Genomic DNA, 26,137 nt, shown 5'->3' on the forward strand with positions numbered 1-26,137 from the left:
AATGAAAGAATTACAGTTTGGCGATAAGATTATACGTATGGAAGGGGTAATTGTTGAGGTTCACGACGGCTGCGTCGGAATCGATTTGAAAGGCAGGCTTGGATATCTGAAGATACCAATGCGTATGCTAATTACAGATTATCCGCTGTTGGTGGGACAGGAAGTTGCCTGGAACATGAGCTTTATAGAGCAGCTGGGCCCGGAAGCCAACGACAAATACGTAAGCAATCTGGATATCTATAACAGACGACAGGAAGAAATGCGTAAAGCAAACGCAAATAACAAGGAGGTAGAAGAATGAGTTTGGTAGCCACAAAAGGTTTACAATCAGAAATTTATGTTCCAATTACTCCTCCGGCAGTTTGGACACCAGTAACAAAAGAATTGAAGGATATGTCCATTGCCCTTGCTACTGCAGCAGGAGTGCACTTAAAGAGTCAGGAAAGATTTAATCTGGCAGGTGACTCTACTTGGAGAAAAATAACAAACGATACACCGTCAAGTGATTTAATGGTATCTCATGGTGGATATGACAATAGTGATGTAAATAAAGATATCAACTGTATGTTTCCGATCGACAGAATCCATGAGCTGGCAAAGGCAGGGTTTATCAGAGCCTGTGCACCGGTACATGCAGGATTCATGGGAGGCGGCGGAAACCAGGAGAAATTCAAACATGAAACAGGACCTGCTATAGCACAGATGCTTAAAGAAGAAGATGTTGATGCAGTAATCCTGACCGCTGGCTGAGGCACCTGCCACCGCTCTGCAGTATTGGTGCAGAGAGCGATTGAAGAAGCTGGAATACCTACAATCATTATTGCAGCTCTTCCGCCGGTTGTTCGTCAGACCGGTACACCTCGTGCCGTAGCTCCGCTGGTACCTATGGGTGCCAATGCAGGTGCTCCTCACGATGTAGAAATGCAGACGAATATCGTAAAAGCGGCACTTGAGCAGCTCGTCAAGATTGAAACACCAGGTAAAATAGTACCATTGCCTTTCGAGTATGCAGCAAAAGTGTAACCTGAATTGTATCTTGTAATGAGACAAAAGGGGCATTCCAACAGGAATTGTCCCTTTTGTTTCAAACAATAACAAAAACAAGCCTCAAAGGGGACTGTCCCCTTTGCAGCTTCTGCGAAGGAGGTGTTTGTATTGGAGGAAAAGGAGAAGCAGCTTCGCCGTCTTGTGATTAAAGCATTTCATATAAGTGGTGTCCACATGGGTACCGAGAATAATGTGACCCCGGATGGAGTCCTTTCTGTAAATAAAGATTTCGGTGAAGGTCTTCTGAAAGAGGAACCGCTGATTGAGGATATAAGCATCAAAATTATTGAGCCGGGAAAGCATGATTTCTGGACCAACACGATTATGGATATCATACCGGTATCGACAAAGGTCTTGGGCAAACTGGGGGAAGGTATTACTCATACACTTACAGGTGTATATGTGATGCTGACCGGTGTGGATACTGAAGGCAAGCAGACTCACGAGTTTGGATCATCGGAAGGTACTTTGAAAGATCAGTTGTATCTGAACCGGGCGGGAACACCGTCTGATCAGGACTACATTATATCTTTTGATGTTACCTTGAAGGCTGGAATGGGACAGGAGCGCCCGGGGCCCATGGCAGCTCACCGGGCATGCGACAGGTTTATTCAGACCTATCGGGACAAACTGAAAAAGGTGAAAGGGGATTTGTGCACGGAAAGACATGAATATTATGATGTCGCGCGCCCCGGGAAGAAGAAGGTTCTTATTATAAAACAGGTGGCCGGGCAGGGAGCTATGTATGACACTTGGCTGTTTCCTCATGAGCCATCGGGGGTTGAAGGCGGGCGGTCTATTATAGATATAGAAAATATGCCGGTTCTTCTGACACCGAATGAATACAGAGACGGTATTATACGCTCTATGCAATAACGTTTCACTCATTATATTAAAGAAGAAAAGGAGATGTGCATATGGGAATCGGTCCATCTACTAAAGAAACAACACTTCACCATTTCAGAGACCCTCTGCTGGATGTGGTTTCTGCAGACGAGGACTTGGATTTGCTTGGAGTTTTAGTGGTGGGAACACCAGATGATAATGCAGATAAAATCTTTGTGGGAACACGGGCGGCAGTCATGGCAGAATGCATGCGCGCTGATGGCGCCATCATTTCGTCGGATGGCTGGGGAAACAGCGATGTGGATTACGCTAATACCTGCGAGCAGCTGGGGACCCGCGGCATTGAAGTAACAGGGTTAAAGTTCAGTGGACAAAACGGCGGGTTTGTTGTGGAAAATAAATATCTGTCAGGAATCAGAGACATTAACAAAAATCCGGAAGGACTTGAGTCCTGTATTGTCGGAGAAAATAATCCCACAGAGTTAGACGCAAGGGCAGTCACTGCGATGCTTAAATTGAAAATGAGACAGAAGTAGTCAGATTGTGTTACTACAAATTTCGTGAAAACGAAAAACACGGCCACAACCGTGTTTTTCGTTTTTGGTATGTCATTGAGAGGTTTTCCTCGTTGCATTGCAGTTTGCACTATATACAAATCTGGGGAATGTCCTACAATGAGGATGTATATATTAATTGGAGTTTATCGTCGCAAGAAAGTTCTTGGGGAAACAGTCAGCGATGATATAACTGCAATAGCAACCATAGTATGCTTGAAAACCACTATATCACTTTACCACGGTAATGTCAAGAAAAAAAGATTGTATTAAAAAAAATACAATTATTAAAAAAAACTGCTTGAAATAATTGGGCAAATACTATATACTAATGAAGCTGTGACATGATAGCTGTGAAGCGTGAGGTTGCTGCCGAGTGTATGAAGCATGATGGCAGGTTTTCCGCGGAGCGAATGTCAAGTTAGGAAACTGGCGACAAGTCACTGTACGAATCAAAACTGATTACCATTTATCTTATTATCTGATAGAGGTATGAAACAACGTGTGAGTTTCTCGCGACACACACGGGAGAGTGTACAGTCACCGCTTGTCGTACTTAAGTTAAATAGTACGAAAAGGAGGCGACTTTTTTTATGGCAAGTCAAGTAATGAGAATCACATTGAAGGCATATGATCACCAGCTGGTTGATGCATCTGCAAAGAAAATCATCGAAACTGTAAAGAAGAACGGATCACAAGTGAGTGGACCGGTGCCACTTCCGACTAAGAAGGAAGTTGTAACAATCTTAAGAGCTGTACACAAGTACAAAGACTCCAGGGAGCAGTTCGAGCAGAGAACTCATAAGAGACTCATTGATATCATCACGCCAACACAGAAGACTGTGGACGCATTGTCCAGACTGGAAATGCCGGCAGGTGTCTATATCGATATCAAAATGAAAAACAAGTAAGTTTTAGCAAACATGCAGTATTCCTAAAATTTAGGATGAGCGCGCAAGCGTTCCGCTGTAAATCACAGGAGGTTTTTATAATGAAAAAAGCTATTTTAGCGACAAAAATCGGAATGACTCAAATCTTCAACGAAGACGGGCTGTTGACTCCAGTAACCGTATTGCAGGCAGGACCATGTGTGGTGACACAGGTTAAGACAGCTGATAATGATGGTTACAGTGCAGTTCAGGTTGGATTTGCTGACAAAAAGGAAAAGATTGTCACAAAAGATAAGAGCGGCAAGAAGGAAATCGCACACAGAAACGGTGTCACAAAGGCTGAAAAAGGTCACTTTGACAAAGCGGGCGTTTCAGGGAAGAGATTTGTAAAGGAATTCAGACTTGAAAACGCTGAAGAATATACATTGGCTCAGGAAATCAAGGCAGATATTTTCACTGCGGGGGATAAGATCGATGCTACTGCAATTTCCAAAGGTAAAGGTTTCCAGGGCGCAATCAAGCGTCACAATCAGAGCAGAGGACCTATGACTCATGGTTCTAAGTTCCACCGTCACGCTGGTTCCAACGGTTCAGCATCTGACCCAAGCAAAGTATTCAAGGGCAAAAAGATGCCTGGTCAGATGGGTAACAAGAAAATCACAGTTCAAAACCTTGAAGTTGTCAGAGTTGATGCTGAAAACAATCTGCTTTTAGTAAAAGGCTCAGTTCCGGGACCGAAGAAATGTCTGGTGACAATCAAAGAAACTGTAAAGGCTAACTAGTCTGACTGACATAGAAAGGAGGAACACACAGATGGCAAACGTATCTGTTTATAATATCGAAGGTAAAGAAGTTGGTACAATCGATCTGAACGATGCTGTATTTGGTGTTGAGGTAAATGAACATCTTGTACACATGGCAGTTATAAACCAACTTGCAAGTAATCGTCAGGGAACACAGAAAGCGAAGACACGCGCAGAAGTTTCCGGGGGCGGAAGAAAACCATGGAGACAAAAAGGAACGGGTCATGCAAGACAGGGTTCAACAAGAGCTCCACAATGGACAGGCGGCGGAGTTGTATTTGCTCCGGTACCGAGAGACTATTCATTTAAAATGAACAGAAAAGAAAAAAGGGCAGCACTAAAATCAGCTCTTTCTTCCAGAGTAGAGGATAAGAAGTTTATCGTAGTTGATGAGATGAATTTTGATGAGATTAAAACAAAGAGATTCCAGGAAATTTTGAGCAACCTGAATGTGGATAAGGCACTGGTTGTTTTGGAAGACGGGGACAAAAATGCTGAAATTTCTGCAAGGAACATTTCAGGTGTGAAGACAGCCAAGTCAAATACGATCAATGTATATGACATCTTAAAATACAACACAGTAATCGCTACGAAAGCTGCTGTTGCAAGTATCGAGGAGGTGTATGCATAATGGCTAACGTTCAATATTATGATGTAATCCTTAAACCGGTAATTACAGAAAAGACAATGGAGCTTATGGCTGACAAGAAATATACATTTCTGATCCATACAGAAGCTACAAAGTCACAGGTTAAAGAAGCTGTTGAAAAGATGTTCGCGGGAACAAAGGTAAAAAATGTAAATACTATGAATCTTGATGGAAAGACAAAGAGACGTGGTACGACTTACGGAAAGACAGCCAAGACAAAGAAAGCAATTGTCCAGCTGACAGAAGACAGCGCTGAGATTGAGATATTCCAAGGACTTTAAGGTAACAAATAACATGCAAAACGAAAGGAGAGAAAGTAATGGGAATCAAAACATATAACCCATATACACCTTCCAGAAGACAGATGACTGGCTCTGACTTCTCTGAAATCACAAAGACCACTCCTGAGAAATCTTTGCTGGATTCCAAGAGCAGAAAGGCCGGCCGCAATAATCAGGGTAAAATCACAGTCAGACACCGCGGAGGCGGAGCTAAGAAAAAATATAGAGTTATAGACTTTAAGAGAAGAAAAGATGGCATTCCGGCAACTGTAATGGGGATTGAGTATGACCCGAACAGAAGTGCGAATATTGCATTGATCAGTTATGCAGATGGCGAAAAGGCTTACATCCTTGCTCCGGAAGGATTAAAGGATGGAATGAAAGTGATGAACGGACCGGAAGCAGAAGTAAGAGTAGGTAACTGCCTGCCACTTTCCGAAATCGCAGTTGGTACTCAGATTCACAATATTGAGATGTATCCGGGAAAAGGCGGACAGCTTGTCCGTTCAGCAGGAAACAGTGCACAGCTGATGGCAAAAGAGGGAAAATATGCAACACTCAGACTTCCCTCCGGTGAGATGAGAATGGTTCCAATTATTTGCAGGGCAACTGTTGGTGTTGTAGGCAATGGGGATCATAGTCTGATTAACATTGGTAAAGCAGGCCGCAAGCGCCACTTGGGCTTCAGACCTACAGTACGTGGCTCTGTTATGAATCCAAATGACCATCCGCATGGTGGTGGTGAAGGTAAGACAGGCATCGGCCTTCCGGGTCCGTCAACACCTTGGGGCAAACCTGCACTGGGGCTTAAGACTCGCAAGAAAAATAAACCTTCTAACAAGATGATTGTAAGAAGAAGAGATGGAAAAACGATTAAATAATTCAGATTACAAGGAGGTTAGAACATATGGCTCGCTCACTTAAAAAAGGACCATTTGCAGACGAAAGCTTACTGAAAAAAGTAGATGCTATGAATGCTGCAGGTGATAAATCAGTTATTAAGACATGGTCACGTCGTTCTACGATCTTCCCGTCATTTATCGGCCACACATTTGCTGTCCATGACGGAAGAAAACATGTGCCTGTATATGTCACAGAAGATATGGTAGGACACAAACTCGGAGAATTTGTCGCAACTAGGACATACAGAGGACACGGCAAGGACGAGAAAAAGTCAAGAATAAGATAAATCATTTAAGATATTCGAAAGGAGGGTTCATCCATGGCAAAAGGACATAGATCCCAAATCAAGAGAGAAAGAAACGAGCAGAAAGATACAAGACCATCAGCTAAGATTTCTTACGCAAGGGTGTCAGTTCAGAAAGCTTGCTTCGTATTGGATGCCATCAGAGGTAAGGACGTACAGACAGCACTTGGTATTTTAACTTATAACCCAAGATATGCTTCAAGTGTAATAGAAAAGTTATTAAAATCAGCAATTGCAAATGCTGAGAACAACAATGGTATGAATGTTGAGAACCTTTATGTTGAAGAGTGCTTCGCTAATAAAGGGCCAACAATGAAGAGAATTAAACCAAGGGCACAGGGAAGGGCTTACAGAATCGAGAAGAGAATGAGTCATATCACCATCGTGCTTAATGAAAGATAAGGAGGGAAATAATGGGACAGAAGGTTAATCCTCATGGCTTAAGAGTCGGCGTTATTAAAGACTGGGATTCTAAATGGTATGCAGAAAAAGATTTTGCAGACAACCTGGTAGAAGACCATGCAATTAGAAAATTCCTTAAAAAGAAATTATACAGCGCAGGTATTTCCAGAATAGAAATTGAGAGAGCATCTGAGCGTATTAAAATTGTTATTTATACAGCAAAACCCGGTGTAGTAATCGGAAAAGGCGGTTCTGAGATTGAAAAAGTAAAGGCGGAACTGAGACAGTTTACAGATAAGAAGTTAATCGTAGATATCAAAGAAGTCAAGAGACCGGATAAAGATGCTCAGCTGGTGGCCGAGAATATTGCACAGCAGCTGGAAAATCGTATTTCATTCAGACGTGCTATGAAATCCTGTATGTCAAGAACAATGAGGTCTGGAGCACTCGGTGTGAAGACATCCGTTTCAGGGCGTCTTGGCGGTGCTGATATGGCTCGTACAGAGTTCTACAGTGAAGGGACTATTCCGCTGCAGACATTAAGAGCAGACATTGATTATGGATTCGCAGAAGCTGACACAACTTACGGAAAAGTCGGTGTAAAGGTATGGATTTACAAAGGCGAAGTTCTTCCGACTAAAGGAGATAAGGAAGGGAGCGATAAATAATGTTAATGCCAAAAAGAGTAAAACGTCGTAAACAATTCCGTGGCACCATGAAAGGCAAGGCCTTGAGAGGTAACACGATTTCCTACGGTGAATATGGTATCGTTGCGATGGAGCCGTGCTGGATTCGGTCTAATCAGATTGAGGCAGCCCGTGTTGCCATGACACGTTACATCAAGCGTGGCGGTAAGGTCTGGATTAAGATCTTCCCAGATAAGCCGGTAACAGCAAAACCAGCAGAAACTCGTATGGGTAAAGGAAAAGGAGCATTGGAGTACTGGGTAGCGGTAGTAAAACCGGGCCGTGTAATGTTCGAAATTGCAGGAGTATCTGAAGAGACAGCTAAAGAGGCACTTCGTCTTGCAATGCATAAGTTGCCCTGCAAATGCAAAATCGTTTCTCGCGCAGACTTAGAAGGCGGTGATAACAGTGAAAATTAATACATTTGTAGAAGAATTAAGAGAAAAATCTGTAGAAGAATTAAATGAAGAATTAGTAGCTGCTAAGAAGGAACTTTTTAACTTAAGATTCCAGAATGCAACGAATCAATTAGATAACACAAGCAGAATCAAAGAAGTGAGAAAAAATATCGCTCGTATCCAGACAGTGATAACAGAGGCCGGCCGATAGGCTGATAGTGATTAGTGAGGTTTTTCCGAACTTAGCACGTAAGCCGTTCTTTGAGATTAGCGAGGTTCTTTCGAGCTTAGCGAAAAGAACTTCATTATAATGAAACCGTTTGAAAGGAGTAAAGCTGTGGAAGAAAGAAATCTTAGAAAAACCCGTACAGGCAAGGTTGTTAGTGATAAAATGGACAAAACAATCGTTGTTGCAGTTGAAGACCACGTTAAGCATCCACTCTATAAGAAAATCATGAAAAAGACTTACAAGTTGAAAGCTCATGATGAAAACAATGAGTGTAACGTTGGAGATACAGTAAAGGTTATGGAAACAAGACCACTCTCTAAAGATAAGAGATGGAGACTTGTGGAAGTTATGGAAAAAGCAAAATAAGCGACTGCATTTTTTGCAGGCATCAGATAGCATGAAAGGCTGTCATATATATTAAAGGAGGTTTACCTGCATGATACAACAAGAAAGTAGACTTAAAGTAGCAGACAACACAGGTGCCAGAGAGGTACTGTGTATCCGTGTACTTGGCGGTTCTACAAGAAGATATGCCAACATCGGAGACGTAATCGTTGCCAGCGTTAAAGATGCAACACCAGGCGGCGTTGTAAAAAAGGGTGACATTGTTAAAGCTGTAGTTGTCCGCACTGTTAAGGGTGCACGTCGTAAAGACGGCTCCTATATCAGATTTGACGAGAATGCTGCTGTTATTATAAAAGACGATTTGAACCCACGTGGAACACGTATTTTTGGGCCAGTAGCCAGAGAGCTTAGAGACAAGCATTTCATGAAGATTGTTTCTTTGGCTCCGGAAGTACTCTAGGGAGGTGTTTAAGATGTCAACAATGAAAATCAAAAAGGGCGACACCGTAAAGGTTATTGCCGGTAAAGATAAAGATAAAGAAGGCAAAGTTATTGCTGTAAATAAAAAAGAAGGAAAAGTTCTGGTTGAAGGTGTCAACATGCTCACAAAGCACACGAAGCCAAGCGCTGCTAATCAGAATGGCGGTATTATCCACCAGGAAGGACAGATCGATATTTCTAATGTGATGTATGTACACAAAGGAGAGGTTACAAGAATCGGCTTCAAGATGGACGGAGATAAGAAGGTACGTGTTGCTAAATCAACAGGCGATATCATTGATTAATTCGAGGAAGGAGGTCCAGAACTTTGAGTAGACTGAAAGAACAATATCAAAATGAGATCATTGGCGCAATGATCAAGAAATTTGGATATAAAAATATTATGGAAGTGCCGAAGCTTGACAAAGTCGTTGTCAATATGGGTGTCGGCGAAGCAAAGGAAAACGCAAAGGTATTAGAGTCAGCTGTTGCTGATATGGAGAAGATTTCAGGACAGAAAGCAGTTCTTACAAAAGCGAAGAACTCAGTTGCAAACTTCAAGATCAGAGAAGGTATGCCGATTGGATGTAAGGTTACTTTAAGAGGCGAGAGAATGTATGAATTTGTTGACCGCCTGGTAAATCTTGCCCTGCCCCGTGTACGTGACTTCAGAGGCGTCAATCCGAACGCATTTGACGGCAGAGGAAATTATGCACTTGGCATCAAAGAGCAGCTTATTTTCCCTGAAATTGAGTATGATAAGGTGGACAAAGTCAGAGGTATGGATGTAATTTTTGTTACAACGGCCAAGACTGACGAGGAAGCCCGTGAATTATTGACACAGTTCAATATGCCATTCACTAAGTAAAGGAGGGAAATTCATGGCAAAGACATCAATGAAAATTAAACAGCAGCGCAAACCAAAATATTCTACAAGAGAGTACAGCCGCTGCAGAATCTGCGGACGCCCGCATTCCTATTTAAGAAAATATGGAATCTGCCGTATTTGCTTCCGGGAGTTGGCATATAAAGGACAAATCCCAGGCGTGAGAAAAGCCAGTTGGTAGGCTGACAGTGATTGGCGAGGTCTTTTCGAGCCTAGCACGTAAGCCGTTCTTTGAGCTTAGCGAGGTCTTTCACGAGCTTAGTGAAAAGAACTTCCATGTATTCACGAGCTTAGTGAAAAGAACTTCCACGCTTTTATTTAACCGATAAAGAAATTAAGGAGGTCAATAATCAATGACTATGAGTGATCCAATCGCAGATATGCTTACAAGAATTCGTAATGCAAATACTGCTAAACATGATACAGTTGATGTTCCTGCATCTAAGATGAAAATCGCGATTGCCAATATTCTGCTCGACGAAGGTTATATTGTAAAATATGACATTGTAGAAGACGGGAGTTTTAAGACAATCCACATCACATTAAAATACGGTGCAGACAAGAACGAAAAAGTTATTTCCGGTCTGAAGAGAATATCCAAGCCTGGACTTCGCGTATATGCCAACAGTGCAGACATCCCGAAAGTATTAGGCGGACTCGGAACAGCTATTATTTCTACAAACAAAGGTGTTATTACAGACAAAGAAGCTAGAAAACTCCGCGTAGGCGGAGAAGTACTGTGCTTTGTATGGTGATGCACTGTGAAGCCTGAGAAAGAGGAAACACCACAGCTACTAGGCTCGAAAGAACCTCACCAAGTGGGCCGGGTGTACGTTCGCACTAAACTCGGAAAGACCTCGTTAAGTGCTCACAGCAACTGAAAACAGAGGAGCCTGTCAGCTTCTCCGAAAATTTAAGTTATAGGAGGTAAGGTATGTCACGTATAGGAAGACTGCCAATCGCAGTTCCTGCAGGTGTAACTGTAGATATTGCGGAAAATAACGTAGTGACTGTAAAAGGTCCTAAGGGAACTCTCGTAAAAGAGCTTCCTGTTGAAATGGAAATCAAACAAGAGGGCGAAGAAATTATCGTCACAAGGCCAAATGATTTAAAGAGAATGAAATCTTTACATGGTCTGACAAGAACGTTAATCAATAACATGGTTGTTGGTGTAACAGAAGGATATAAGAAGGTCCTGGAAGTCAATGGTGTTGGTTACAGAGCAGCAAAAGCAGGGAACAAACTGACGCTTAGCTTAGGATATTCTCATCCGGTAGAGATGATTGATCCGGAGGGTATTGAGACAACTCTGGAAGGTCAGAACAAAATCACTGTATCAGGTATTGATAAAGAAAAAGTAGGTCAATTCGCAGCTGAAATCAGAGATAAAAGAAGACCGGAGCCGTACAAGGGCAAAGGTATCAAATATGCTGATGAAGTTATCAGGCGTAAAGTCGGTAAGACTGGTAAGAAATAAATAAGGAGGGTGTGAAAAATGGTTAGTAAGAAATCAAGAACCGAAGTTCGTAGAAAAAAACATATGAAATTACGTAACCGTTTCAGCGGTACAGCGCAGAGACCACGTTTGGCTGTGTTTAGAAGTAATACGCATATGTATGTACAGATCGTTGACGATACGGTCGGGAACACTCTGGTTGCAGCTTCCACTCTTCAAAAAGATGTGAAAGCAGAACTGGAAAAGACCAACAATGTTGAAGCAGCGGCATATTTGGGAAAAGTAATTGCTGAAAAAGCAAAAGAAAAAGGTATTACAGATGTTGTCTTTGACAGAGGCGGCTTTATATACCAGGGAAAAGTTAAAGCATTAGCAGAGGCGGCCAGAGAAGCCGGGCTGAATTTCTAGGAAGGGAGAACACATATGAGACAGGAACGTATTGATGCTGGACAAATGGAATTAAACGAAAGAGTAGTATCAATCAAACGTGTTACCAAGGTTGTTAAAGGTGGTCGTAACTTCAGATTCACAGCTTTAGTGGTTGTTGGCGATGGCAATGGCCATGTTGGTGCAGGTTTGGGAAAAGCTACTGAGATTCCTGAGGCTATCCGCAAAGGGAAAGAAGATGCAGCTAAGAAGCTAATTAAGGTTGCATTAGATGAAAATGACAGTGTCACACATGACACTATTGGGAAATTCGGAAGTGCTTCCGTATTATTAAAGAAAGCTCCGGATGGTACCGGTGTTATTGCCGGAGGTCCGGCACGTGCGGTAATTGAGCTGGCAGGAATCAAAAATATCCGTACGAAATCTTTAGGATCTAACAATAAGCAGAACGTCGTTCTCGCTACAATTGAAGGGTTGAAAGGAATAAAGACTCCGGAGGAAGTCGCAAAACTTCGCGGTAAATCAGTAGAAGAGATCGTAGGCTAATAGGAGGTAAGTTAAAATGGCAAATTTAAAAGTTACACTAATAAAGTCTACAATCGGTGCCGTACCAAAGCACAGGAGAACTGTTGAAGCGCTGGGTCTTAAAAAACTCAACAAGACAGTTGTGTTACCTGATAATGCAGCTACCAGAGGTATGGTACAGCAGGTTAGACATTTAGTGAAAGTTGAAGAAGCTTAAATAAAAGAAGATAAGGAGGTAATAGTATGGACTTATCAAACTTGAGACCAGCAGACGGCTCTAAGCAGAGTGATAATTTCAGAAGAGGCCGGGGACACGGTTCTGGAAATGGTAAGACAGCCGGCAAGGGCCACAAGGGTCAGAAAGCTCGTTCAGGGGCAACCAGGCCAGGCTTTGAAGGTGGTCAGATGCCTTTATACAGAAGAATACCAAAGAGAGGTTTCACTTGCAGAAACTCTAAAGAAATCGTAGGTATTAACTTAAATGCTTTAGAAGTATTTGAAGATGGCGCTACAGTTTCAATTGAGACTTTAATCGAAAGCGGCATTGTTAAAAATTCAAAAGACGGTGTAAAAATTCTTGGAAATGGAGAGTTAACTAAGAAGCTTAACGTTCAGGCAAATGCATTTAGTGCAAAAGCAGCTGAAAAGATAGAGGCCCTTGGTGGAAAAGCAGAGGTGATCTAATGCTAGAAACAGTGCGGAGAGCATTTCAGATAGAAGATATCCGTAAAAGACTATTCTATACCTTTTTAATGCTGGTCGTTGTGAGATTTGGCTCCGAATTGCCTACACCAGGTGTGGATCCAACCTACATCCAGAATTTTTTCGCGAATCAATCCGGTGATGCATTCAATTTCTTTGATGCATTTACCGGGGGTTCCTTTACGCAGATGTCTGTGTTTGCACTGAGCATTACACCATACATCACATCTTCGATTATCATGCAGCTTCTAACCATTGCGATTCCTAAATTGGAGGAGATGCAAAAAGAAGGAGAAGATGGAAGAAAGAAAATTGCAGCAATTACCCGTTATGTCACAGTAGCTCTTGCTTTGATTGAATCTATTGCTATGTCAGTAGGATTTGGACGTCAGGGGCTTCTTATGGAATATAATTTTGTGAATGCTGCTATTGTAGTATGTACACTTACAGCGGGCTCTGCTTTCCTAATGTGGATTGGCGAGCGCATCACAGAAAAAGGTGTGGGAAACGGAATTTCCATTGTCCTGCTTATCAACATTCTTTCCCGTGTGCCAAATGACTTTGTTACTCTTTATGAACAGTTTATAAAAGGACAAAGCATTGCCAGCGGAGGCCTGGCAGCAATTATAATTGTCGGGGTACTGCTGCTTGTTGTTGTGTTTGTTGTTATACTTCAAGGCGGTGAAAGAAGGATTGCTGTTCAATACTCACAGAAGGTGCAGGGCAGAAGGACCTATGGCGGTCAGTCTACACATATTCCCCTAAAGGTTAATACAGCAGGCGTTATTCCGGTTATCTTTGCATCATCACTTATGCAGTTCCCTGTAGTGATTGCTTCATTCATAGGAAAGGGCAGTGGTACAGGAATCGGAAGCCAGATCTTAAGAGGAATGAGTTCCAATAATTGGTGTGACCCGGACAACCCGGTTTATTCGCTTGGCCTGATTGTTTATATTGCACTGAGTATATTTTTTGCCTATTTCTATACCTCCATTACATTCAATCCTATGGAAGTGGCAAACAATATGAAGAAGAGCGGCGGTTTTATCCCCGGAATCCGTCCGGGCAGGCCGACTGTTGATTATCTGCAAAAAATATTAAATTATATTATATTCATTGGTGCATGCGGGCTTGTCATTGTACAGGTGATACCTTATTTCTTCAATGGTGTATTTAATGCGAATGTATCATTCGGCGGTACATCTTTGATTATTATTGTGGGTGTGGTTCTGGATACGCTAAAGCAGATCGAATCGCAGATGCTTGTACGAAATTACACAGGATTCTTGAATAATAAAGGAAGCAGTATGAAAAACAGTTTCCTTGGTTATTAATTGAAACTACTTAGCTCGCTTAAGTTTCATCTTTCAGGGATGAAACAGGCGGGTTAATGTACTATATGGAGGAACACATATATGAAGATAGTTATGTTAGGCGCCCCCGGAGCAGGTAAAGGAACACAGGCAAAGAAGATTGCAGAAAAATATAAAGTACCGCATATTTCTACAGGAGATATATTCAGGGCAAATATTAAAGATCAAACAGAGCTGGGCCAGAAAGCAAAAACGTACATGGACCAGGGTCTGTTGGTGCCGGATGAACTTGTTGTTGATCTGGTTGTAGACAGAGTGAATCAGCCAGACTGTGATTCAGGATATATTTTGGACGGATTTCCCAGGACAATTCCACAGGCAGAAGCGCTGGATAAGGCGTTGGAGGAGTTGGGACAGAGAGTGGATTATGCAATTGATGTTGAAGTGCCGGATGAAAATATTGTCAGGCGCATGTCGGGAAGACGTGCATGCGTAGACTGCGGTGCAACATATCACATGGTATATGCTCCGACAAAAAAGGAAGGCGTCTGTGATAGGTGTGGAGGCAGCCTGATTTTGAGGGATGATGACAAACCGGAGACAGTAAAGAAACGTCTGGATGTTTATCATGAACAGACACAGCCCCTCATTGATTACTATAAATCTGCAGGGATTCTCAAAGAGATAGACGGAACCATAGATATAGAGGATGTGTTTTCTGAAATCGTGAAGATACTGGGAGAATAGTAGAAATAGTGTGATAAAGATTGTATAGATGTTATAATTGATGTTAATTCTGAATATATATATCTGGCAGATGGTGGAAATAGAACTGTCTGCCGGAAAAGAAATTGGAATGCATCCGCAGGAGGATTAAGTATGTCAAAAACTGACGTAATTGAAATTGAAGGGATAGTAGCTGAAAAACTGCCAAATGCAATGTTTAAGGTAGAGCTGGAGAATGGCCATATTGTACTGGCGCATATCAGCGGAAAACTTCGTATGAACTTCATCAAGATTTTGCCGGGAGACAAGGTAACGTTGGAAATGTCCCCGTATGACCTGAGTAAGGGCAGAATTGTTTGGAGAGATAAATAAAAAAGTATTGACTTTGACTAAAGTAAGGTGTTATACTATGAAATGGCTGTTTTTGGATAGGTGTGCCTAAAATCAGTCTGAAACGTACAGCTGAGCAAAGGATGGAAGGAGGATTTGACATGAAGGTTAGATCATCAGTAAAACCAATTTGTGAAAAATGCAAGATTATTAAAAGAAAAGGAAGCGTCAGAGTAATCTGTGAGAATCCGAAACACAAACAAAGACAGGGCTAATACAGAGCAGGGGATAGTTTGTGTATGAATTAGGCGGCTGACAGCACGATACACCAGGCGGTGTGTGGGGCTGTTTAATATACAGTAAGGATACACCATACTGCTTAAGATGCAGGTACCGTAAGTGGTGGGTTTTTATCCTGTATATTGCTTATAATACCCGGTTTTTGCAGAACATTTATTTGCGCCGGGAAAGGGTATACATGATAGGATGTATACCTGGATGCTCAAAAGGAAGAAGGAAGCACCTTTCCTGTAGCCGAAGAGCATCCCAGTTAGGGACAATATGATAACAGATTTGAAATGGAGGAAAGACACATGGCTCGTATTGCAGGTGTAGACTTACCAAGAGACAAACGTGTAGAAATTGGTTTGACTTATATCTATGGAATCGGCAGAACAAGTTCAAACCGTATTCTTGCAGAGGCAGGAGTGAATCCTGACACTCGTGTAAGAGATTTAACCAGTGAAGAGGTAAAGAAAATCAGCGAAGTAATTGATGAGACTCAGACCGTAGAAGGTGATCTGAGAAGAGAGATTCAGCTGAATATCAAGAGATTGAAAGAAATCGGCTGCTACCGCGGAATCCGTCATAGAAAAGGCCTTCCGGTGCGTGGTCAGAAGACAAAAACTAATGCAAGAACATGTAAAGGTCCAAAGAGAACTGTAGCTAACAAGAAAAAGTAAACGATATTAATGAGAATTTGAGAAAGTAGGTTAGTTTAAATGGCTAAAAAAGTTACCAAAAAAGTGACAAAAAAACGTGTCAAGAAAAACGTTGAACGGGGACAAGCACACATCCAGTCATCTTTTAACAATACAATTGTTACATTGACAGATGCACAGGGGAATGCTCTTTCATGGGCAAGTGCGGGCGGTCTTGGATTTAGAGGTTCAAGGAAATCTACTCCATATGCAGCACAGATGGCAGCTGAGACAGCAGCAAAAGCAGCATTAGTTCATGGTCTGAAGACGGTAGATGTTTTCGTAAAAGGTCCTGGTTCAGGAAGAGAAGCAGCAATCCGTGCTCTTCAGGCAAACGGAATTGATGTAACAAGCATCAGAGACGTAACACCGGTACCACATAATGGATGCCGTCCTCCGAAACGCAGAAGAGTTTAGCCTCTGGAGTGTTTTGGATATTTACTATGAGAAACGTAAGGCGCGGATATTGTACCTAAGGGTATTTTTCCGCGGATAATAATAGGAGGAAGCTAAATATGGCAGTAAATAGAGTTCCGGTTCTTAAAAGATGCCGTTCCTTAGGTATGGATCCAATCTATTTAGGAATTAGTAAGAAATCTAACAGACAGTTGAAAAGATCAAATAGAAAAATGAGCGAGTATGGCCTTCAGCTGCGTGAGAAGCAGAAAGCAAAGTTTATCTATGGTGTATTGGAAAAACCTTTTAGAAACTATTATGCGAAAGCAAAGAAGATGGAAGGCATGACAGGTGAGAACCTGATGATTTTTCTGGAGAGCAGACTGGACAACGTAATGTTCCGTATGGGATTTGCAAGAACAAGAAAAGAAGCAAGACAGATTGTTGATCACAAGCATGTAATGGTAAACGGCAAACAGGTGAATATTCCTTCTTACCTTGTAAAGGCCGGAGATACAATTGAAATCAAAGAAAAACACAAAGGAAGTCAGAGATACAAGGATATTCTTGAAGTAACAGGCGGGAATATAATTCCTGACTGGCTGGAGGTTGACGCTGAGAATCTGAAAGCTACAGTGAAAGAACTTCCCAAAAGAGAGGCAATTGACGTGCCCGTTGATGAAGTGTTAATCGTCGAGTTATATTCTAAATAATCCCTGATTGGATTAAGCTTGGCACTTAACATGAGTACCCCTCAACATATTTTAGCCCATAAGGAGGGTCTGTGTAGTGTTTGATTTTAATAAACCTAATATTGAAATTACTGAAATTTCAGAAGATAAGAAGTATGGAGAATTTGTTGTGGAGCCTCTGGAAAGAGGATATGGAACAACCCTTGGCAATTCCCTAAGGAGAATCATGCTTTCTTCTCTGCCGGGAGCCGCAATCAGTTCTGTTAAGATTGAGGGAGTTCTGCATGAATTCAGTTCCATTCCGGGTGTAAAAGAAGATGTAACCGAGATTATCATGAATCTGAAATCATTGGCAATTAAGAATACATCAGAATCAGACGAAGTAAAGACTGCATATATCGAATTTGACGGTGAAGGCGTTGTGACAGGTGCCGACATTCAGGCGGATTCCGATATCGAGATTATGAATCCTGACCAGGTCATTGCCACTTTAAGCGGCGGCAAGGGCAGCAAATTGTACATGGAACTTACCATTACAAAAGGCAGAGGATACGTAAGTGCAGACAAGAACAAAAATGAAGACTTGCCTATTGGTGTTATTCCGATTGATTCCATCTACACACCGGTAGAGCGTGTGAATCTTACAGTTCAGAACACACGTGTCGGCCAGATTACAGACTATGACAAACTTACATTAGATGTATGGACAAAAGGTACATTGCTTCCTGATGAGGCTGTCAGCTTGGCAGCAAAGGTGCTTAGTGAGCATCTGAAGTTATTCATAGATTTATCAGAAGTGGCTCAGGCTGCTGAGGTGATGATTGAGAAGGAAGACGACGAGAAAGAGAAAGTACTGGAAATGAGCATTGATGAACTTGAACTTTCTGTCCGTTCTTACAACTGCCTGAAGAGAGCAGGTATCAACACCGTAGAAGAGCTTACGAACAAAACACCGGAAGATATGATGAAGGTGCGTAATCTTGGACGTAAGTCATTAGAAGAAGTATTGGCTAAGTTGAAGGAATTAGACCTTGAACTGAATCAGGGTGATGAGTAAGCGCCCCTGCCTGTGAATTATTTTTTGAATTTTCCTGTCAGTAAGCCCGATGTGCATGACAGGGCATTTGATTAATAAGCCCGAAGATGCATAACCAAATGTTTCACAATGGAGGATTAAAACAATGGCAAAATATAGGAAGCTTGGCAGAACATCTAGCCAGAGAAAAGCTCTGCTCAGAAGTCAGGTAACAGCACTGCTGAGCAATGGTAAGATTGTTACTACAGAAGCTAAGGCAAAGGAAATCCGCAAGATGGCAGAAGGTCTGATTGCTGCAGCGGTGAGAGAAAAAGACAATTTTGAAGAAGTAACAGTAAAAGCAAAAGTTGCACGCAAAGACAAAGATGGAAAGAGAGTCAAAGAAGTCGTTGACGGTAAGAAAGTTACTGTATATGATGAGGTTGACAAAACAATAAAAAAAGATTCACCGAGCAGACTTCATGTGAGAAGAGAGATGCTGAAAGTTCTTTATCCGGTAAAGGAAATTCCGGCTAAAGGAAAAAAGAAAAACGTGAAAGAGATTGATTTAGTTGATAAACTATTCTCTGAGATTGCTCCTAAATATGCTGACCGCAATGGCGGATACACCCGAATTGTAAAAATCGGACAGCGTAAAGGCGATGCTGCAATGGAAGTGCTGATTGAGTTAGTATAACATTCATTAATATTTGACAGAAAAAAGAAAAAAGAGGAGACAAAAATATGGTTAATGTCCATATTTTCGTCTCCTCTTTTTTTAATTGTAAAACAATTCTGAAAACGGTGCTCAAAAGGGACTGTCCCTTTTGACTTCCCATGTGCAATTATTACAAATAATGTCAATATTTTAACGTTAAAAATATAACGTTAAAATATTGACAATAAGTTCATAATTATGTAAACTAGTTACATGCCAGACATAAAACTAAAGCAGAATTCAATAACAGGAGGAAGAATAGAAATGGCGAAAAAGGATAAGGCAGTTCTGCCTGATATTGTGGACAGTGCAGAAACACTTGAAGCGAAGATGAAGTCAATGCGGCAGGCACAAAAGGTGTTTGCTACATACACGCAGGAGCAGGTAGATAAGATTTTCTTTGAGGCAGCTATGGCGGCTAATAAACAGCGTATCCCCCTTGCTAAGTTGGCGGTGGAAGAAACGCAAAGAGGTGTTGTAGAGGATAAGGTTATTAAGAACCACTATGCGGCAGAGTACACCTATAATGCGTACAGACACACAAAGACTTGTGGTGTTGTTGAGGAGGATCCGGCATATGGAATTAAGAAAATTGCAGAACCTCTTGGATTGATTGCGGCAGTTATTCCTACCACAAACCCTACGTCCACTGCAATTTTTAAAACATTAATCAGTTTGAAAACAAGAAATGCTATCATTATCAGCCCTCATCCGGCTGCGAAAAAATGTACTATAGAGGCAGCTAAAATTGTACTTGATGCTGCCGTAAAAGCAGGGGCACCGGAAGGAATCATTGGATGGATAGATGCACCTTCCCTTGACCTTACGACACAAGTTATGCGGGAGTCAGATGTTATTCTTGCAACAGGCGGACCGGGTATGGTAAAGTCAGCATATTCATCCGGAAAACCTGCATTGGGAGTAGGATCTGGAAATACACCGGTCATTATTGATGATACGGCAGACATAAAAGTGGCCGTAAATTCCATTATCCATTCTAAGACGTTTGACAATGGCATGATTTGCGCCTCCGAGCAGTCGGTGACGGTTCTTGAGAGCATATATGATGAAGTAAAAAAAGAATTTGCTTATCGCGGGTGTTATTTTCTAAAAAAGGGAGATGAGCTTGATAAGGTGCGCAAGACTATTATCGTCAATGGCGCACTTAACTCGAAAATTCCTGGAATGTCAGCATATGATATTGCAAAAATGGCAGGTGTAGACGTTCCGGCTGACACAAAGATTTTGATTGGGGAAGTGGAATCGGTGGAACCTTCAGAAGAATTTGCACATGAAAAGCTGTCCCCTGTCCTTGCCATGTACAAAGCAAAAACTTTTGATGAGGCCCTGCAGAAGGCTGAGAGGCTTGTAGCTGACGGCGGATATGGACATACATCTTCTCTCTATGTGCATCCAAGTCAAAAGGAAAAGTTGGCAAAGCATGCAGAGGCGATGAAGACCGGACGAGTATTGATAAACACACCTTCTTCACAGGGAGGAATCGGCGATCTCTATAACTTTAAACTGCTTCCTTCTCTTACCCTTGGATGCGGCTCCTGGGGCGGTAACTCTGTATCTGAGAACGTAGGAGTAAAACATCTGCTAAATATAAAGACAGTTGCCGAGAGGAGAGAGAATATGCTTTGGTTCAGAGTACCTGAAAAGGTTTACTTTAAGAAAGGATGTATGCCGGTAGCGCTGGATGAGCTTGGGACGATTATGCATAAAAAGAAAGCTTTTATCATAACAGACTCTTTCTTGTACAAGAATGGTTATGTGGATGCTGTTGAGGCAAAATTGGATGAGATGGGAATTCAGCATTCATGTTTTTTCGATGTTGCGCCCGATCCGACTCTGCAGTGTGCAAGAAAAGGAGCAGAGATGCTCTCCGCTTTTGAACCGGATACAATCATTGCCTTGGGCGGCGGTTCTGCAATGGATGCAGGAAAGATTATGTGGCTTATGTATGAGCATCCAGAAGTAAACTTTGAAGATCTGGCTATGGATTTTATGGATATCCGCAAAAGAGTATTTACTTTCCCCAAAATGGGAGAGAAGGCATATTTTGTAGCAATTCCTACTTCTGCGGGAACAGGTTCCGAAGTGACACCCTTTGCCATTATTACAGACGCAGATACGGGTGTAAAATGGCCCCTGGCGGACTACGAACTTCTTCCCAACATGGCAATCGTAGATGTTGATAATATGATGACACAGCCCAAAGGCCTGACCAGCGCTTCAGGAATTGATGTTATGACTCATGCCATTGAATCCTATGTTTCCATTATGGCTACAGACTTTACCCAGCCCTTGTCCATGAAGGCTGTAAAGACAGTATTCGACTATCTGCCCTCTGCGTATGATAATGGAGCAGATGACCCAATAGCCCGTGAAAAGATGGCTGATGCTTCTTGTATGGCGGGTATGGCATTTGCAAATGCATTTCTGGGAGTTAACCATTCTATGGCACATAAACTGGGTGCTTTCCACCATCTGCCCCATGGTGTTGCCAATGCGGTTCTGCTCACGGAGGTTATGAGATATAACGCGGCTGAAGCACCTGCCAAGATGGGAACCTTCTCTCAGTATCCATATCCGGATGCTCTGGCAAGATATGCTGAGCTGGGACGCTTTGCAGGGTGTACCGGCAAGGATGATAATGAAGTCTTTGAAGATTTTATTGCAAGGCTGGAAATGTTGAAGGAAAAGATAGGAATCAAAAAGTCTATCAAAGAGTATGGTATTGACGAGAAGTACTTCCTTGATACATTGGATAATATGGTTGAGCAGGCCTTTAATGATCAGTGTACAGGAGCTAATCCGAGATATCCATTGTTGAAAGAGATAAAAGAGATTTATCTGAAATGTTACTATGGAAAATAATTAGCAGGGCACCATTTAGGAAATAAGGACAGAAGTCAAATACTCCGCAGCAAGCGGATGGGGCATCAAACTTGCAGCGCAGCAAGCTGCAGAGTATTTGACCCTCGCGGCAGTCGCCAAATGAAAATGCAAGCATTTCCGCTTGGCTCGTTGCTCGCGGAAATAAAAATGAGGATACCGCAAAGAGCGGTATCCTCATTTTTATTTCTACCAGCTTGGGAAGAACAGATTATTTCCTATGTTTACTCCAGGTCTGTTTGCTGTACCTGCATAGAGAAAGAAATAACAGTCAGCTACTTCTGCCAGCCTGGCGCCGCTAATTGCATCCTGAGCCACGCTGTATGCAAGATCACTCGGGCCGTTTGAAAGTACGGTGTCAATGCGTCCGGTCTGTACAGGTTCAAATTGTCCGTAGGCATACACCACATCTGAAATCGAATTAGGGAAGGAGGGACTCTGTACACGATTCATAATGACTGTTGCCACGGCCAGCATAGAATTGTAGTCATGCATCGCCTCACAGTCTAATATTGCGGCAAATATATCCAGCTCGCTTCCCGATACACTTGTACCGCCCGTGTTGATAACAGTACCGCCCGAACCCCTCCCCGGGGTATTAGAAACATTCGCTGCTACAGCTTCTGCCGCGGCGGCTGCCTTTGCTTGTGCTTCTGCGGCAAGTCTTGCGGCTTCGTCCGCACGGAGCTTTTCCAGTTTGGCATTGTAAGTGTTCAAGTCCGTAGATGTAGCGGCTGCCTTTTTTACTAACTCATCCTGACGCTCTTTAAGATCTGTCTGCAGCTGCTGCATGGAATTCTGCTGTGCTTCCAAAGTATCTTTTTGGTCAGAAATCTTTTTCTGGGTCTTTTGTAGTTCAAGAAGCATGTCCCGGTCATAGTCACTGATATTTTGTATAAAGTCTGCTTTATTCAGGAAGTCTGACATATCCTCCGCTGAAAAAAGTATCTGCAGCAAGCTTGAATTGCCGGTCTCATACATATACTTAATACGGGATTTCATATCTTCGTATTGCTTTGCTTCGTTTGCCTCTGCTTCGGCTAAGGAATCTTTTGTCCTTTGAATTTCGCCATTGGTAACTTCAACTTGCATTTCATTCGTGGAGATCTCATCACTTATGGAGAGAAGTTCATTATTGATACCTGCAAGCTGCCCCTTCAAATCTGAAGTTTTGCTTTCCAGACTTTCCTTGTCTTCGGCGTGAACCGGAACGACGGAAAGTACTAATGTGAGAGAGCAGGCAAGAGATACAAGAGCTCGTCCCACATGTTTTAAGCGCAATTTCATAATCATTAATTCCTTTCTAAATAGTTGTGCTTTGATATTATACTATAAATTGCTTTATTAAGCAAACTTTGATAGAATAAATTAGAAAATTTTTGTAATAGTTCAGCCATCAGCTCGATTCCACCCCAAGGGTACCGTCCTTGTTAAACAACCACACTACGGTTGCTAACCAAGGACATGTGCTGCGCTTCATCTCGCTGTGGCAGAGCGCCATATGAATTTTCGGCAGCATATGCATACGAAAGCAAGCTTTCTCCTGCCTACGCTGTCGAAAATTCGCATGGCTGAACTGTTACAAATTTTTATAAAGAATGGTTTTACAAAAAGCAGGAGGACTGGCAATTCATGAAGCATCAGATAAAAATGATAGGGTTAGATCTGGATGGCACTCTTTTAAATGAAAAGAAAGAAATCCTTCCATATACAAGACAGATTCTAAATCAGGCTATAGAACAGGGCATTATTGTGCTGGCGGCTACCGGCAGGCCATTTATGGGAATTCCAGAGGAACTAAGGCTTTATCCCGGTATCCGCTATGCCATTACGTCCAATGGGGCAAGGGTGATAGATACAAAAGAAAGCAAACCGCTTATTGAGAGGCTTCTTCCGATGGAAAGAGGAAAGAAAGCATTGGAAACTTTCAGAAAATATGATACATTACAAGAGGTATATTTTGACGGTCAGGGCTATGTAGAGGAACAAAAACTGAAAAACATAGGTCACTATCATCACGATTCAAATATGTGGGAGTATGTACTTAAAAGCAGGAAAGCAGTGAGGGATATTGCAGCATTGATTGAGCATAAAAACAAGGATATGGATAAGATTCAGGCAGTATTTGCCGACAGTGAAGAGCAAAAGGCAGCCTGGGCGGAGCTGGAGAAACAGGAAGGTATTGTATTGGTCACCTCCCTGGGATATAACATAGAGATTAATGCATCTGGGGTAAACAAAGGAACGGCACTTTTGGGGCTGGGAAAAGTGCTTGGCATCAGACGAGAAGAAATTATGGCATGCGGAGACAGAGACAATGACATTGCCATGCTCAAAGAGGTTGGTCTGGGAGTTGCCGTGGAAAATGCAGAAGAAGAAGTAAAAGCCGCTGCGGATTACATAACTTTATCGAATATAGAAGAAGGGGCAGCAAAAGCAATTGAGCAGTTTGCGCTAAGAGGAGGAAAAGTATGTTAGAAGCTTTAAAAGTAATTATACTGGGAATTGTGGAAGGAATCACCGAATGGCTGCCAATCAGCAGTACGGGACATTTGATACTGGTAGAAGAGTTTGTGAAGCTCAAAATGAGCGATGACTTCATGTCTATGTTTAACGTGGTGATTCAGCTGGGCGCAATTCTTGCCGTTGTTGTAATCTATTTCCATAAGCTGAATCCATTTTCAAGGATCAAGACAGATAAACAAAAGAAGCTTACCCTGCAATTGTGGGTAAAGGTTATCGTGGCGGCTGTACCGGCTGCGATTATAGGCCTGTTGTTTGATGACTTTCTTGACGAACATCTAATGAATTATGTAGTTGTGGCAATTATGCTCATACTCTACGGTGTTATATTTATTGTGGTAGAAAAGCGCAATGAACATGTAAAGCCGGCCGTGAGGCGGCTGTCAGACCTTACAGTTCCCATGGCCCTGTTAATTGGAGGGTTTCAGGTGCTTGCCCTGATTCCGGGAACTTCCCGGTCCGGAGCGACCATTATCGGGGGTCTGCTAATCGGTGCGTCGAGAGCTGTAGCTGCAGAATTTACATTTTTCCTCGCCATCCCCGTTATGTTCGGAGCAAGCTTATTGAAAATTATTAAGTTTGGTTTTCATTTTACGGGAATGGAAGGATTTCTCCTTCTACTCGGCTGTGCAGTTTCTTTTGGAGTGTCCATATTTGCTATTAGGTTCCTGATGCAGTATATCAAAGGACATGACTTTAAGGTATTTGGATACTACAGAATTGTACTGGGGATCATTGTACTGCTTTATTTCGGGATGAGTGCACTGTTTGCATAACAGTGCAGCACATGTCCTTGGTTAGCAGCCGCAGTGTGGTTGTTTAACAAGGCTGGTACCATTGGGGTGAAATCAAGCTGATGGCTGAACTGTTATGAATATACAGGAAAAAGGTATATATCCCCTTGTTTTTTAGGAAAAACATGATAAAATATAAAGGTATTGTGTATTATTATGCAAGGATAAGATTAGTTTGGAGGAATAGAAAGATGAAGAGAAAATTTTTAAGTTTACTTTTAGTGACAGCTTGTGTGCTTTCACTGGCGGCATGTGGCTCTAAGAAAGATGATAGCAGTTCCGGGGATAGTGGCAATAAGAAGGAAGACACACTGGTCATGGCCACCAATGCAGAGTTCCCTCCCTATGAATATTATGAGGGAAAAGATGTGGTTGGTATTGATGCTGACATTGCAGCCGCTGTTGCCGATGAATTGGGTATGAAGCTGAAAATTGAGGATATGGCGTTTGACTCCATCATCGCAGCGGTATCCAGTGGAAAAGCCGATATCGGGGCAGCAGGCATGACGGTGACAAAGGAGCGTCTGAAAAATGTTGATTTCACTGATACTTATGCAACGGCTACTCAGGTAATTATTGTAACAGAGGACAGTGAAATTGCAGGACCAGATGATCTGACGGGAAAGAAGATTGGTGTACAGCTGGGGACAACAGGTGATATCTATGCGGATGATATTGAGGATGCGTCAGTAGAGCGTTACAACAAAGGATTCGAGGCTGTTCAGGCACTGCAGCAGGGCAAAATCGATGCAGTCATCATTGACGGAGAGCCGGCAAAAGAATTTGTGAAAGAAGCAGACGGACTGAAAATTCTTGATGAAGCGTTCACAGAGGAGGAATATGCCATCGCTGTAAAGAAGGGCAATGACGAACTAAAGGATAAAATTAATGATGCACTGGCAAGCTTAAAGGATTCCGGCAAACTGGATGAAATTGTGGGAAAATACATCAGCAGCGACAGTGATAAGTAGAAGAG

Annotated in this window: 39 protein-coding genes; 38 read left to right on the plus strand and 1 reads right to left on the minus strand. The window is 42.3% G+C overall.

The features are described 5' to 3' along the window. Nucleotide 1: 1 nt before the first annotated feature. From EDD59_RS09405 to adhE, 35 genes are all read left to right on the plus strand, one after another. Entirely contained in the window at nucleotides 2–301 is a 300-nt protein-coding gene (locus EDD59_RS09405; protein ID WP_132381268.1) for a CBO2463/CBO2479 domain-containing protein, read from the plus strand. After that, a complete protein-coding gene (prdB, locus tag EDD59_RS09410) occupies nucleotides 298–1,023 on the plus strand; it encodes a D-proline reductase (dithiol) protein PrdB (RefSeq protein WP_132381270.1) in 726 nt (241 codons plus the stop codon). Before EDD59_RS09405 ends, prdB begins: the two co-directional genes overlap by 4 nt. 198 nt (nucleotides 1,024–1,221) lie before the next feature. Continuing rightward, complete coding sequence (gene prdD / locus EDD59_RS09415) at nucleotides 1,222–1,923, plus strand: proline reductase cluster protein PrdD (protein ID WP_408632283.1); 702 nt, start codon at nucleotides 1,222–1,224, stop codon at nucleotides 1,921–1,923. Nucleotides 1,924–1,964: 41 nt separating this feature from the next. Further along, nucleotides 1,965–2,429 carry a glycine/sarcosine/betaine reductase component B subunit gene (locus EDD59_RS09420; protein ID WP_132381274.1) on the plus strand — a complete coding sequence of 155 codons (465 nt, stop codon included), beginning with the start codon at nucleotides 1,965–1,967 and terminating at the stop codon, nucleotides 2,427–2,429. 611 nt (nucleotides 2,430–3,040) lie between these two features. Further along, on the plus strand, nucleotides 3,041–3,358 hold the full coding sequence (gene rpsJ / locus EDD59_RS09425) for a 30S ribosomal protein S10 (protein ID WP_004607300.1): 318 nt from the start codon (nucleotides 3,041–3,043) through the stop codon (nucleotides 3,356–3,358). A gap of 80 nt (nucleotides 3,359–3,438) precedes the next feature. Further along, complete coding sequence (gene rplC / locus EDD59_RS09430; protein WP_132381276.1) at nucleotides 3,439–4,119, plus strand: 50S ribosomal protein L3; 681 nt, start codon at nucleotides 3,439–3,441, stop codon at nucleotides 4,117–4,119. A 31-nt stretch (nucleotides 4,120–4,150) separates the two neighbouring features. Beyond that, complete coding sequence (rplD, locus tag EDD59_RS09435; protein WP_132381278.1) at nucleotides 4,151–4,771, plus strand: 50S ribosomal protein L4; 621 nt, start codon at nucleotides 4,151–4,153, stop codon at nucleotides 4,769–4,771. Continuing rightward, nucleotides 4,771–5,070: a 50S ribosomal protein L23 gene (gene rplW / locus EDD59_RS09440; RefSeq protein ID WP_132381280.1), complete on the plus strand. Its 300-nt coding sequence runs from the start codon at nucleotides 4,771–4,773 to the stop codon at nucleotides 5,068–5,070. The genes rplD and rplW overlap by 1 nt, the downstream gene beginning before the upstream one ends. Nucleotides 5,071–5,108: 38 nt before the next feature. Continuing rightward, nucleotides 5,109–5,951, plus strand: coding sequence for a 50S ribosomal protein L2 (rplB, locus tag EDD59_RS09445; protein WP_132381282.1), 843 nt, complete (start codon nucleotides 5,109–5,111; stop codon nucleotides 5,949–5,951). Nucleotides 5,952–5,977: 26 nt separating this feature from the next. Beyond that, a complete protein-coding gene (gene rpsS / locus EDD59_RS09450) occupies nucleotides 5,978–6,259 on the plus strand; it encodes a 30S ribosomal protein S19 (RefSeq protein ID WP_132381284.1) in 282 nt (93 codons plus the stop codon). Between the two features lie 33 nt (nucleotides 6,260–6,292). After that, on the plus strand, nucleotides 6,293–6,679 hold the full coding sequence (rplV, locus tag EDD59_RS09455; RefSeq protein WP_089982814.1) for a 50S ribosomal protein L22: 387 nt from the start codon (nucleotides 6,293–6,295) through the stop codon (nucleotides 6,677–6,679). A gap of 11 nt (nucleotides 6,680–6,690) precedes the next feature. Continuing rightward, nucleotides 6,691–7,347, plus strand: coding sequence for a 30S ribosomal protein S3 (gene rpsC / locus EDD59_RS09460; protein WP_132381286.1), 657 nt, complete (start codon nucleotides 6,691–6,693; stop codon nucleotides 7,345–7,347). Next, nucleotides 7,347–7,784, plus strand: coding sequence for a 50S ribosomal protein L16 (gene rplP / locus EDD59_RS09465; RefSeq protein WP_132381288.1), 438 nt, complete (start codon nucleotides 7,347–7,349; stop codon nucleotides 7,782–7,784). Before rpsC ends, rplP begins: the two co-directional genes overlap by 1 nt. Beyond that, a complete protein-coding gene (rpmC, locus tag EDD59_RS09470; RefSeq protein WP_132381290.1) occupies nucleotides 7,774–7,974 on the plus strand; it encodes a 50S ribosomal protein L29 in 201 nt (66 codons plus the stop codon). Before rplP ends, rpmC begins: the two co-directional genes overlap by 11 nt. 99 nt (nucleotides 7,975–8,073) lie before the next feature. Then, nucleotides 8,074–8,358, plus strand: coding sequence for a 30S ribosomal protein S17 (gene rpsQ / locus EDD59_RS09475; protein ID WP_333791671.1), 285 nt, complete (start codon nucleotides 8,074–8,076; stop codon nucleotides 8,356–8,358). A 70-nt stretch (nucleotides 8,359–8,428) separates the two neighbouring features. Continuing rightward, nucleotides 8,429–8,797 carry a 50S ribosomal protein L14 gene (rplN, locus tag EDD59_RS09480; RefSeq protein WP_132381295.1) on the plus strand — a complete coding sequence of 123 codons (369 nt, stop codon included), beginning with the start codon at nucleotides 8,429–8,431 and terminating at the stop codon, nucleotides 8,795–8,797. A gap of 13 nt (nucleotides 8,798–8,810) precedes the next feature. Continuing rightward, a complete protein-coding gene (gene rplX / locus EDD59_RS09485; protein WP_089982808.1) occupies nucleotides 8,811–9,122 on the plus strand; it encodes a 50S ribosomal protein L24 in 312 nt (103 codons plus the stop codon). Between the two features lie 23 nt (nucleotides 9,123–9,145). Further along, entirely contained in the window at nucleotides 9,146–9,685 is a 540-nt protein-coding gene (gene rplE / locus EDD59_RS09490; protein WP_132381297.1) for a 50S ribosomal protein L5, read from the plus strand. A 13-nt stretch (nucleotides 9,686–9,698) separates the two neighbouring features. Next, nucleotides 9,699–9,884 (plus strand): type Z 30S ribosomal protein S14, encoded by a 186-nt coding sequence (locus EDD59_RS09495; protein ID WP_089982806.1) that lies wholly within the window; start codon nucleotides 9,699–9,701, stop codon nucleotides 9,882–9,884. 172 nt (nucleotides 9,885–10,056) lie between these two features. Beyond that, nucleotides 10,057–10,458 (plus strand): 30S ribosomal protein S8, encoded by a 402-nt coding sequence (rpsH, locus tag EDD59_RS09500; RefSeq protein ID WP_132381299.1) that lies wholly within the window; start codon nucleotides 10,057–10,059, stop codon nucleotides 10,456–10,458. A 179-nt stretch (nucleotides 10,459–10,637) separates the two neighbouring features. Next, complete coding sequence (rplF, locus tag EDD59_RS09505) at nucleotides 10,638–11,180, plus strand: 50S ribosomal protein L6 (protein ID WP_132381301.1); 543 nt, start codon at nucleotides 10,638–10,640, stop codon at nucleotides 11,178–11,180. An 18-nt stretch (nucleotides 11,181–11,198) separates the two neighbouring features. After that, a complete protein-coding gene (rplR, locus tag EDD59_RS09510) occupies nucleotides 11,199–11,567 on the plus strand; it encodes a 50S ribosomal protein L18 (protein WP_132381303.1) in 369 nt (122 codons plus the stop codon). 15 nt (nucleotides 11,568–11,582) lie between these two features. Next, the gene (gene rpsE / locus EDD59_RS09515; protein WP_132381305.1) at nucleotides 11,583–12,092 is read left to right on the plus strand and encodes a 30S ribosomal protein S5; all 510 of its coding nucleotides are present in this window, start codon (nucleotides 11,583–11,585) and stop codon (nucleotides 12,090–12,092) included. Between the two features lie 16 nt (nucleotides 12,093–12,108). Then, a complete protein-coding gene (gene rpmD, locus EDD59_RS09520) occupies nucleotides 12,109–12,288 on the plus strand; it encodes a 50S ribosomal protein L30 (RefSeq protein ID WP_132381307.1) in 180 nt (59 codons plus the stop codon). Between the two features lie 26 nt (nucleotides 12,289–12,314). Beyond that, nucleotides 12,315–12,755, plus strand: coding sequence for a 50S ribosomal protein L15 (gene rplO / locus EDD59_RS09525; protein WP_132381309.1), 441 nt, complete (start codon nucleotides 12,315–12,317; stop codon nucleotides 12,753–12,755). Next, nucleotides 12,755–14,107, plus strand: coding sequence for a preprotein translocase subunit SecY (gene secY, locus EDD59_RS09530; protein ID WP_132381311.1), 1,353 nt, complete (start codon nucleotides 12,755–12,757; stop codon nucleotides 14,105–14,107). The genes rplO and secY overlap by 1 nt, the downstream gene beginning before the upstream one ends. An 81-nt stretch (nucleotides 14,108–14,188) precedes the next feature. Next, nucleotides 14,189–14,833, plus strand: a complete 645-nt coding sequence (locus EDD59_RS09535; protein WP_132381313.1) for an adenylate kinase — start codon at nucleotides 14,189–14,191, stop codon at nucleotides 14,831–14,833. 132 nt (nucleotides 14,834–14,965) lie between these two features. Then, nucleotides 14,966–15,184 carry a translation initiation factor IF-1 gene (gene infA, locus EDD59_RS09540; protein ID WP_132381315.1) on the plus strand — a complete coding sequence of 73 codons (219 nt, stop codon included), beginning with the start codon at nucleotides 14,966–14,968 and terminating at the stop codon, nucleotides 15,182–15,184. A gap of 119 nt (nucleotides 15,185–15,303) precedes the next feature. Continuing rightward, a complete protein-coding gene (gene rpmJ / locus EDD59_RS09545; RefSeq protein WP_073105013.1) occupies nucleotides 15,304–15,417 on the plus strand; it encodes a 50S ribosomal protein L36 in 114 nt (37 codons plus the stop codon). A 318-nt stretch (nucleotides 15,418–15,735) separates the two neighbouring features. After that, nucleotides 15,736–16,104: a 30S ribosomal protein S13 gene (gene rpsM / locus EDD59_RS09550; RefSeq protein ID WP_132381317.1), complete on the plus strand. Its 369-nt coding sequence runs from the start codon at nucleotides 15,736–15,738 to the stop codon at nucleotides 16,102–16,104. A gap of 39 nt (nucleotides 16,105–16,143) precedes the next feature. After that, a complete protein-coding gene (gene rpsK / locus EDD59_RS09555) occupies nucleotides 16,144–16,539 on the plus strand; it encodes a 30S ribosomal protein S11 (RefSeq protein WP_089982794.1) in 396 nt (131 codons plus the stop codon). 98 nt (nucleotides 16,540–16,637) lie between these two features. Next, a complete protein-coding gene (gene rpsD, locus EDD59_RS09560) occupies nucleotides 16,638–17,231 on the plus strand; it encodes a 30S ribosomal protein S4 (protein ID WP_132381319.1) in 594 nt (197 codons plus the stop codon). A gap of 76 nt (nucleotides 17,232–17,307) precedes the next feature. Continuing rightward, the gene (locus EDD59_RS09565; protein WP_132381321.1) at nucleotides 17,308–18,267 is read left to right on the plus strand and encodes a DNA-directed RNA polymerase subunit alpha; all 960 of its coding nucleotides are present in this window, start codon (nucleotides 17,308–17,310) and stop codon (nucleotides 18,265–18,267) included. 124 nt (nucleotides 18,268–18,391) lie between these two features. After that, entirely contained in the window at nucleotides 18,392–18,922 is a 531-nt protein-coding gene (locus EDD59_RS09570) for a bL17 family ribosomal protein (RefSeq protein ID WP_132381323.1), read from the plus strand. Nucleotides 18,923–19,207: 285 nt separating this feature from the next. Continuing rightward, nucleotides 19,208–21,826, plus strand: coding sequence for a bifunctional acetaldehyde-CoA/alcohol dehydrogenase (gene adhE / locus EDD59_RS09575; protein WP_132381325.1), 2,619 nt, complete (start codon nucleotides 19,208–19,210; stop codon nucleotides 21,824–21,826). A gap of 207 nt (nucleotides 21,827–22,033) precedes the next feature. Here adhE and EDD59_RS09580 read toward each other — a convergent pair whose 3' ends face one another. Next, nucleotides 22,034–23,131 (minus strand): cell wall hydrolase, encoded by a 1,098-nt coding sequence (locus tag EDD59_RS09580; RefSeq protein ID WP_132381327.1) that lies wholly within the window; start codon nucleotides 23,129–23,131, stop codon nucleotides 22,034–22,036. 345 nt (nucleotides 23,132–23,476) lie between these two features. Between EDD59_RS09580 and EDD59_RS09585 the strand changes: the two genes are divergently transcribed. The 3 genes from EDD59_RS09585 (at nucleotide 23,477) to EDD59_RS09595 (ending at nucleotide 26,132) form a co-directional block, all read left to right on the plus strand. Continuing rightward, on the plus strand, nucleotides 23,477–24,322 hold the full coding sequence (locus EDD59_RS09585) for a Cof-type HAD-IIB family hydrolase (RefSeq protein WP_132381329.1): 846 nt from the start codon (nucleotides 23,477–23,479) through the stop codon (nucleotides 24,320–24,322). Beyond that, a complete protein-coding gene (locus tag EDD59_RS09590; protein WP_132381331.1) occupies nucleotides 24,316–25,143 on the plus strand; it encodes an undecaprenyl-diphosphate phosphatase in 828 nt (275 codons plus the stop codon). Before EDD59_RS09585 ends, EDD59_RS09590 begins: the two co-directional genes overlap by 7 nt. 209 nt (nucleotides 25,144–25,352) lie before the next feature. Next, complete coding sequence (locus tag EDD59_RS09595) at nucleotides 25,353–26,132, plus strand: basic amino acid ABC transporter substrate-binding protein (RefSeq protein ID WP_132381333.1); 780 nt, start codon at nucleotides 25,353–25,355, stop codon at nucleotides 26,130–26,132. Nucleotides 26,133–26,137 lie beyond the last annotated feature (5 nt).

This window comes from Muricomes intestini, from assembly GCF_004346165.1.
Lineage (GTDB): Bacteria > Bacillota > Clostridia > Lachnospirales > Lachnospiraceae > Muricomes > Muricomes intestini.

Coding starts and splice junctions, on each gene's coding strand:
- EDD59_RS09405 (WP_132381268.1), top strand. CDS start 2: ATGAAAGAATTACAGTTTGGCGATAAGATTATACGTATGGAAGGGGTA.
- prdD (WP_408632283.1), top strand. CDS start 1,222: ATGGGTACCGAGAATAATGTGACCCCGGATGGAGTCCTTTCTGTAAAT.
- EDD59_RS09420 (WP_132381274.1), top strand. CDS start 1,965: ATGGGAATCGGTCCATCTACTAAAGAAACAACACTTCACCATTTCAGA.
- rpsJ (WP_004607300.1), top strand. CDS start 3,041: ATGGCAAGTCAAGTAATGAGAATCACATTGAAGGCATATGATCACCAG.
- rplC (WP_132381276.1), top strand. CDS start 3,439: ATGAAAAAAGCTATTTTAGCGACAAAAATCGGAATGACTCAAATCTTC.
- rplD (WP_132381278.1), top strand. CDS start 4,151: ATGGCAAACGTATCTGTTTATAATATCGAAGGTAAAGAAGTTGGTACA.
- rplW (WP_132381280.1), top strand. CDS start 4,771: ATGGCTAACGTTCAATATTATGATGTAATCCTTAAACCGGTAATTACA.
- rplB (WP_132381282.1), top strand. CDS start 5,109: ATGGGAATCAAAACATATAACCCATATACACCTTCCAGAAGACAGATG.
- rpsS (WP_132381284.1), top strand. CDS start 5,978: ATGGCTCGCTCACTTAAAAAAGGACCATTTGCAGACGAAAGCTTACTG.
- rplV (WP_089982814.1), top strand. CDS start 6,293: ATGGCAAAAGGACATAGATCCCAAATCAAGAGAGAAAGAAACGAGCAG.
- rpsC (WP_132381286.1), top strand. CDS start 6,691: ATGGGACAGAAGGTTAATCCTCATGGCTTAAGAGTCGGCGTTATTAAA.
- rplP (WP_132381288.1), top strand. CDS start 7,347: ATGTTAATGCCAAAAAGAGTAAAACGTCGTAAACAATTCCGTGGCACC.
- rpsQ (WP_333791671.1), top strand. CDS start 8,074: ATGAAACCGTTTGAAAGGAGTAAAGCTGTGGAAGAAAGAAATCTTAGA.
- rplN (WP_132381295.1), top strand. CDS start 8,429: ATGATACAACAAGAAAGTAGACTTAAAGTAGCAGACAACACAGGTGCC.
- rplX (WP_089982808.1), top strand. CDS start 8,811: ATGTCAACAATGAAAATCAAAAAGGGCGACACCGTAAAGGTTATTGCC.
- EDD59_RS09495 (WP_089982806.1), top strand. CDS start 9,699: ATGGCAAAGACATCAATGAAAATTAAACAGCAGCGCAAACCAAAATAT.
- rpsH (WP_132381299.1), top strand. CDS start 10,057: ATGACTATGAGTGATCCAATCGCAGATATGCTTACAAGAATTCGTAAT.
- rplF (WP_132381301.1), top strand. CDS start 10,638: ATGTCACGTATAGGAAGACTGCCAATCGCAGTTCCTGCAGGTGTAACT.
- rplR (WP_132381303.1), top strand. CDS start 11,199: ATGGTTAGTAAGAAATCAAGAACCGAAGTTCGTAGAAAAAAACATATG.
- rpsE (WP_132381305.1), top strand. CDS start 11,583: ATGAGACAGGAACGTATTGATGCTGGACAAATGGAATTAAACGAAAGA.
- rpmD (WP_132381307.1), top strand. CDS start 12,109: ATGGCAAATTTAAAAGTTACACTAATAAAGTCTACAATCGGTGCCGTA.
- rplO (WP_132381309.1), top strand. CDS start 12,315: ATGGACTTATCAAACTTGAGACCAGCAGACGGCTCTAAGCAGAGTGAT.
- secY (WP_132381311.1), top strand. CDS start 12,755: ATGCTAGAAACAGTGCGGAGAGCATTTCAGATAGAAGATATCCGTAAA.
- EDD59_RS09535 (WP_132381313.1), top strand. CDS start 14,189: ATGAAGATAGTTATGTTAGGCGCCCCCGGAGCAGGTAAAGGAACACAG.
- infA (WP_132381315.1), top strand. CDS start 14,966: ATGTCAAAAACTGACGTAATTGAAATTGAAGGGATAGTAGCTGAAAAA.
- rpmJ (WP_073105013.1), top strand. CDS start 15,304: ATGAAGGTTAGATCATCAGTAAAACCAATTTGTGAAAAATGCAAGATT.
- rpsM (WP_132381317.1), top strand. CDS start 15,736: ATGGCTCGTATTGCAGGTGTAGACTTACCAAGAGACAAACGTGTAGAA.
- rpsK (WP_089982794.1), top strand. CDS start 16,144: ATGGCTAAAAAAGTTACCAAAAAAGTGACAAAAAAACGTGTCAAGAAA.
- rpsD (WP_132381319.1), top strand. CDS start 16,638: ATGGCAGTAAATAGAGTTCCGGTTCTTAAAAGATGCCGTTCCTTAGGT.
- EDD59_RS09570 (WP_132381323.1), top strand. CDS start 18,392: ATGGCAAAATATAGGAAGCTTGGCAGAACATCTAGCCAGAGAAAAGCT.
- adhE (WP_132381325.1), top strand. CDS start 19,208: ATGGCGAAAAAGGATAAGGCAGTTCTGCCTGATATTGTGGACAGTGCA.
- EDD59_RS09580 (WP_132381327.1), bottom strand. CDS start 23,131: ATGAAATTGCGCTTAAAACATGTGGGACGAGCTCTTGTATCTCTTGCC.
- EDD59_RS09585 (WP_132381329.1), top strand. CDS start 23,477: ATGAAGCATCAGATAAAAATGATAGGGTTAGATCTGGATGGCACTCTT.
- EDD59_RS09590 (WP_132381331.1), top strand. CDS start 24,316: ATGTTAGAAGCTTTAAAAGTAATTATACTGGGAATTGTGGAAGGAATC.
- EDD59_RS09595 (WP_132381333.1), top strand. CDS start 25,353: ATGAAGAGAAAATTTTTAAGTTTACTTTTAGTGACAGCTTGTGTGCTT.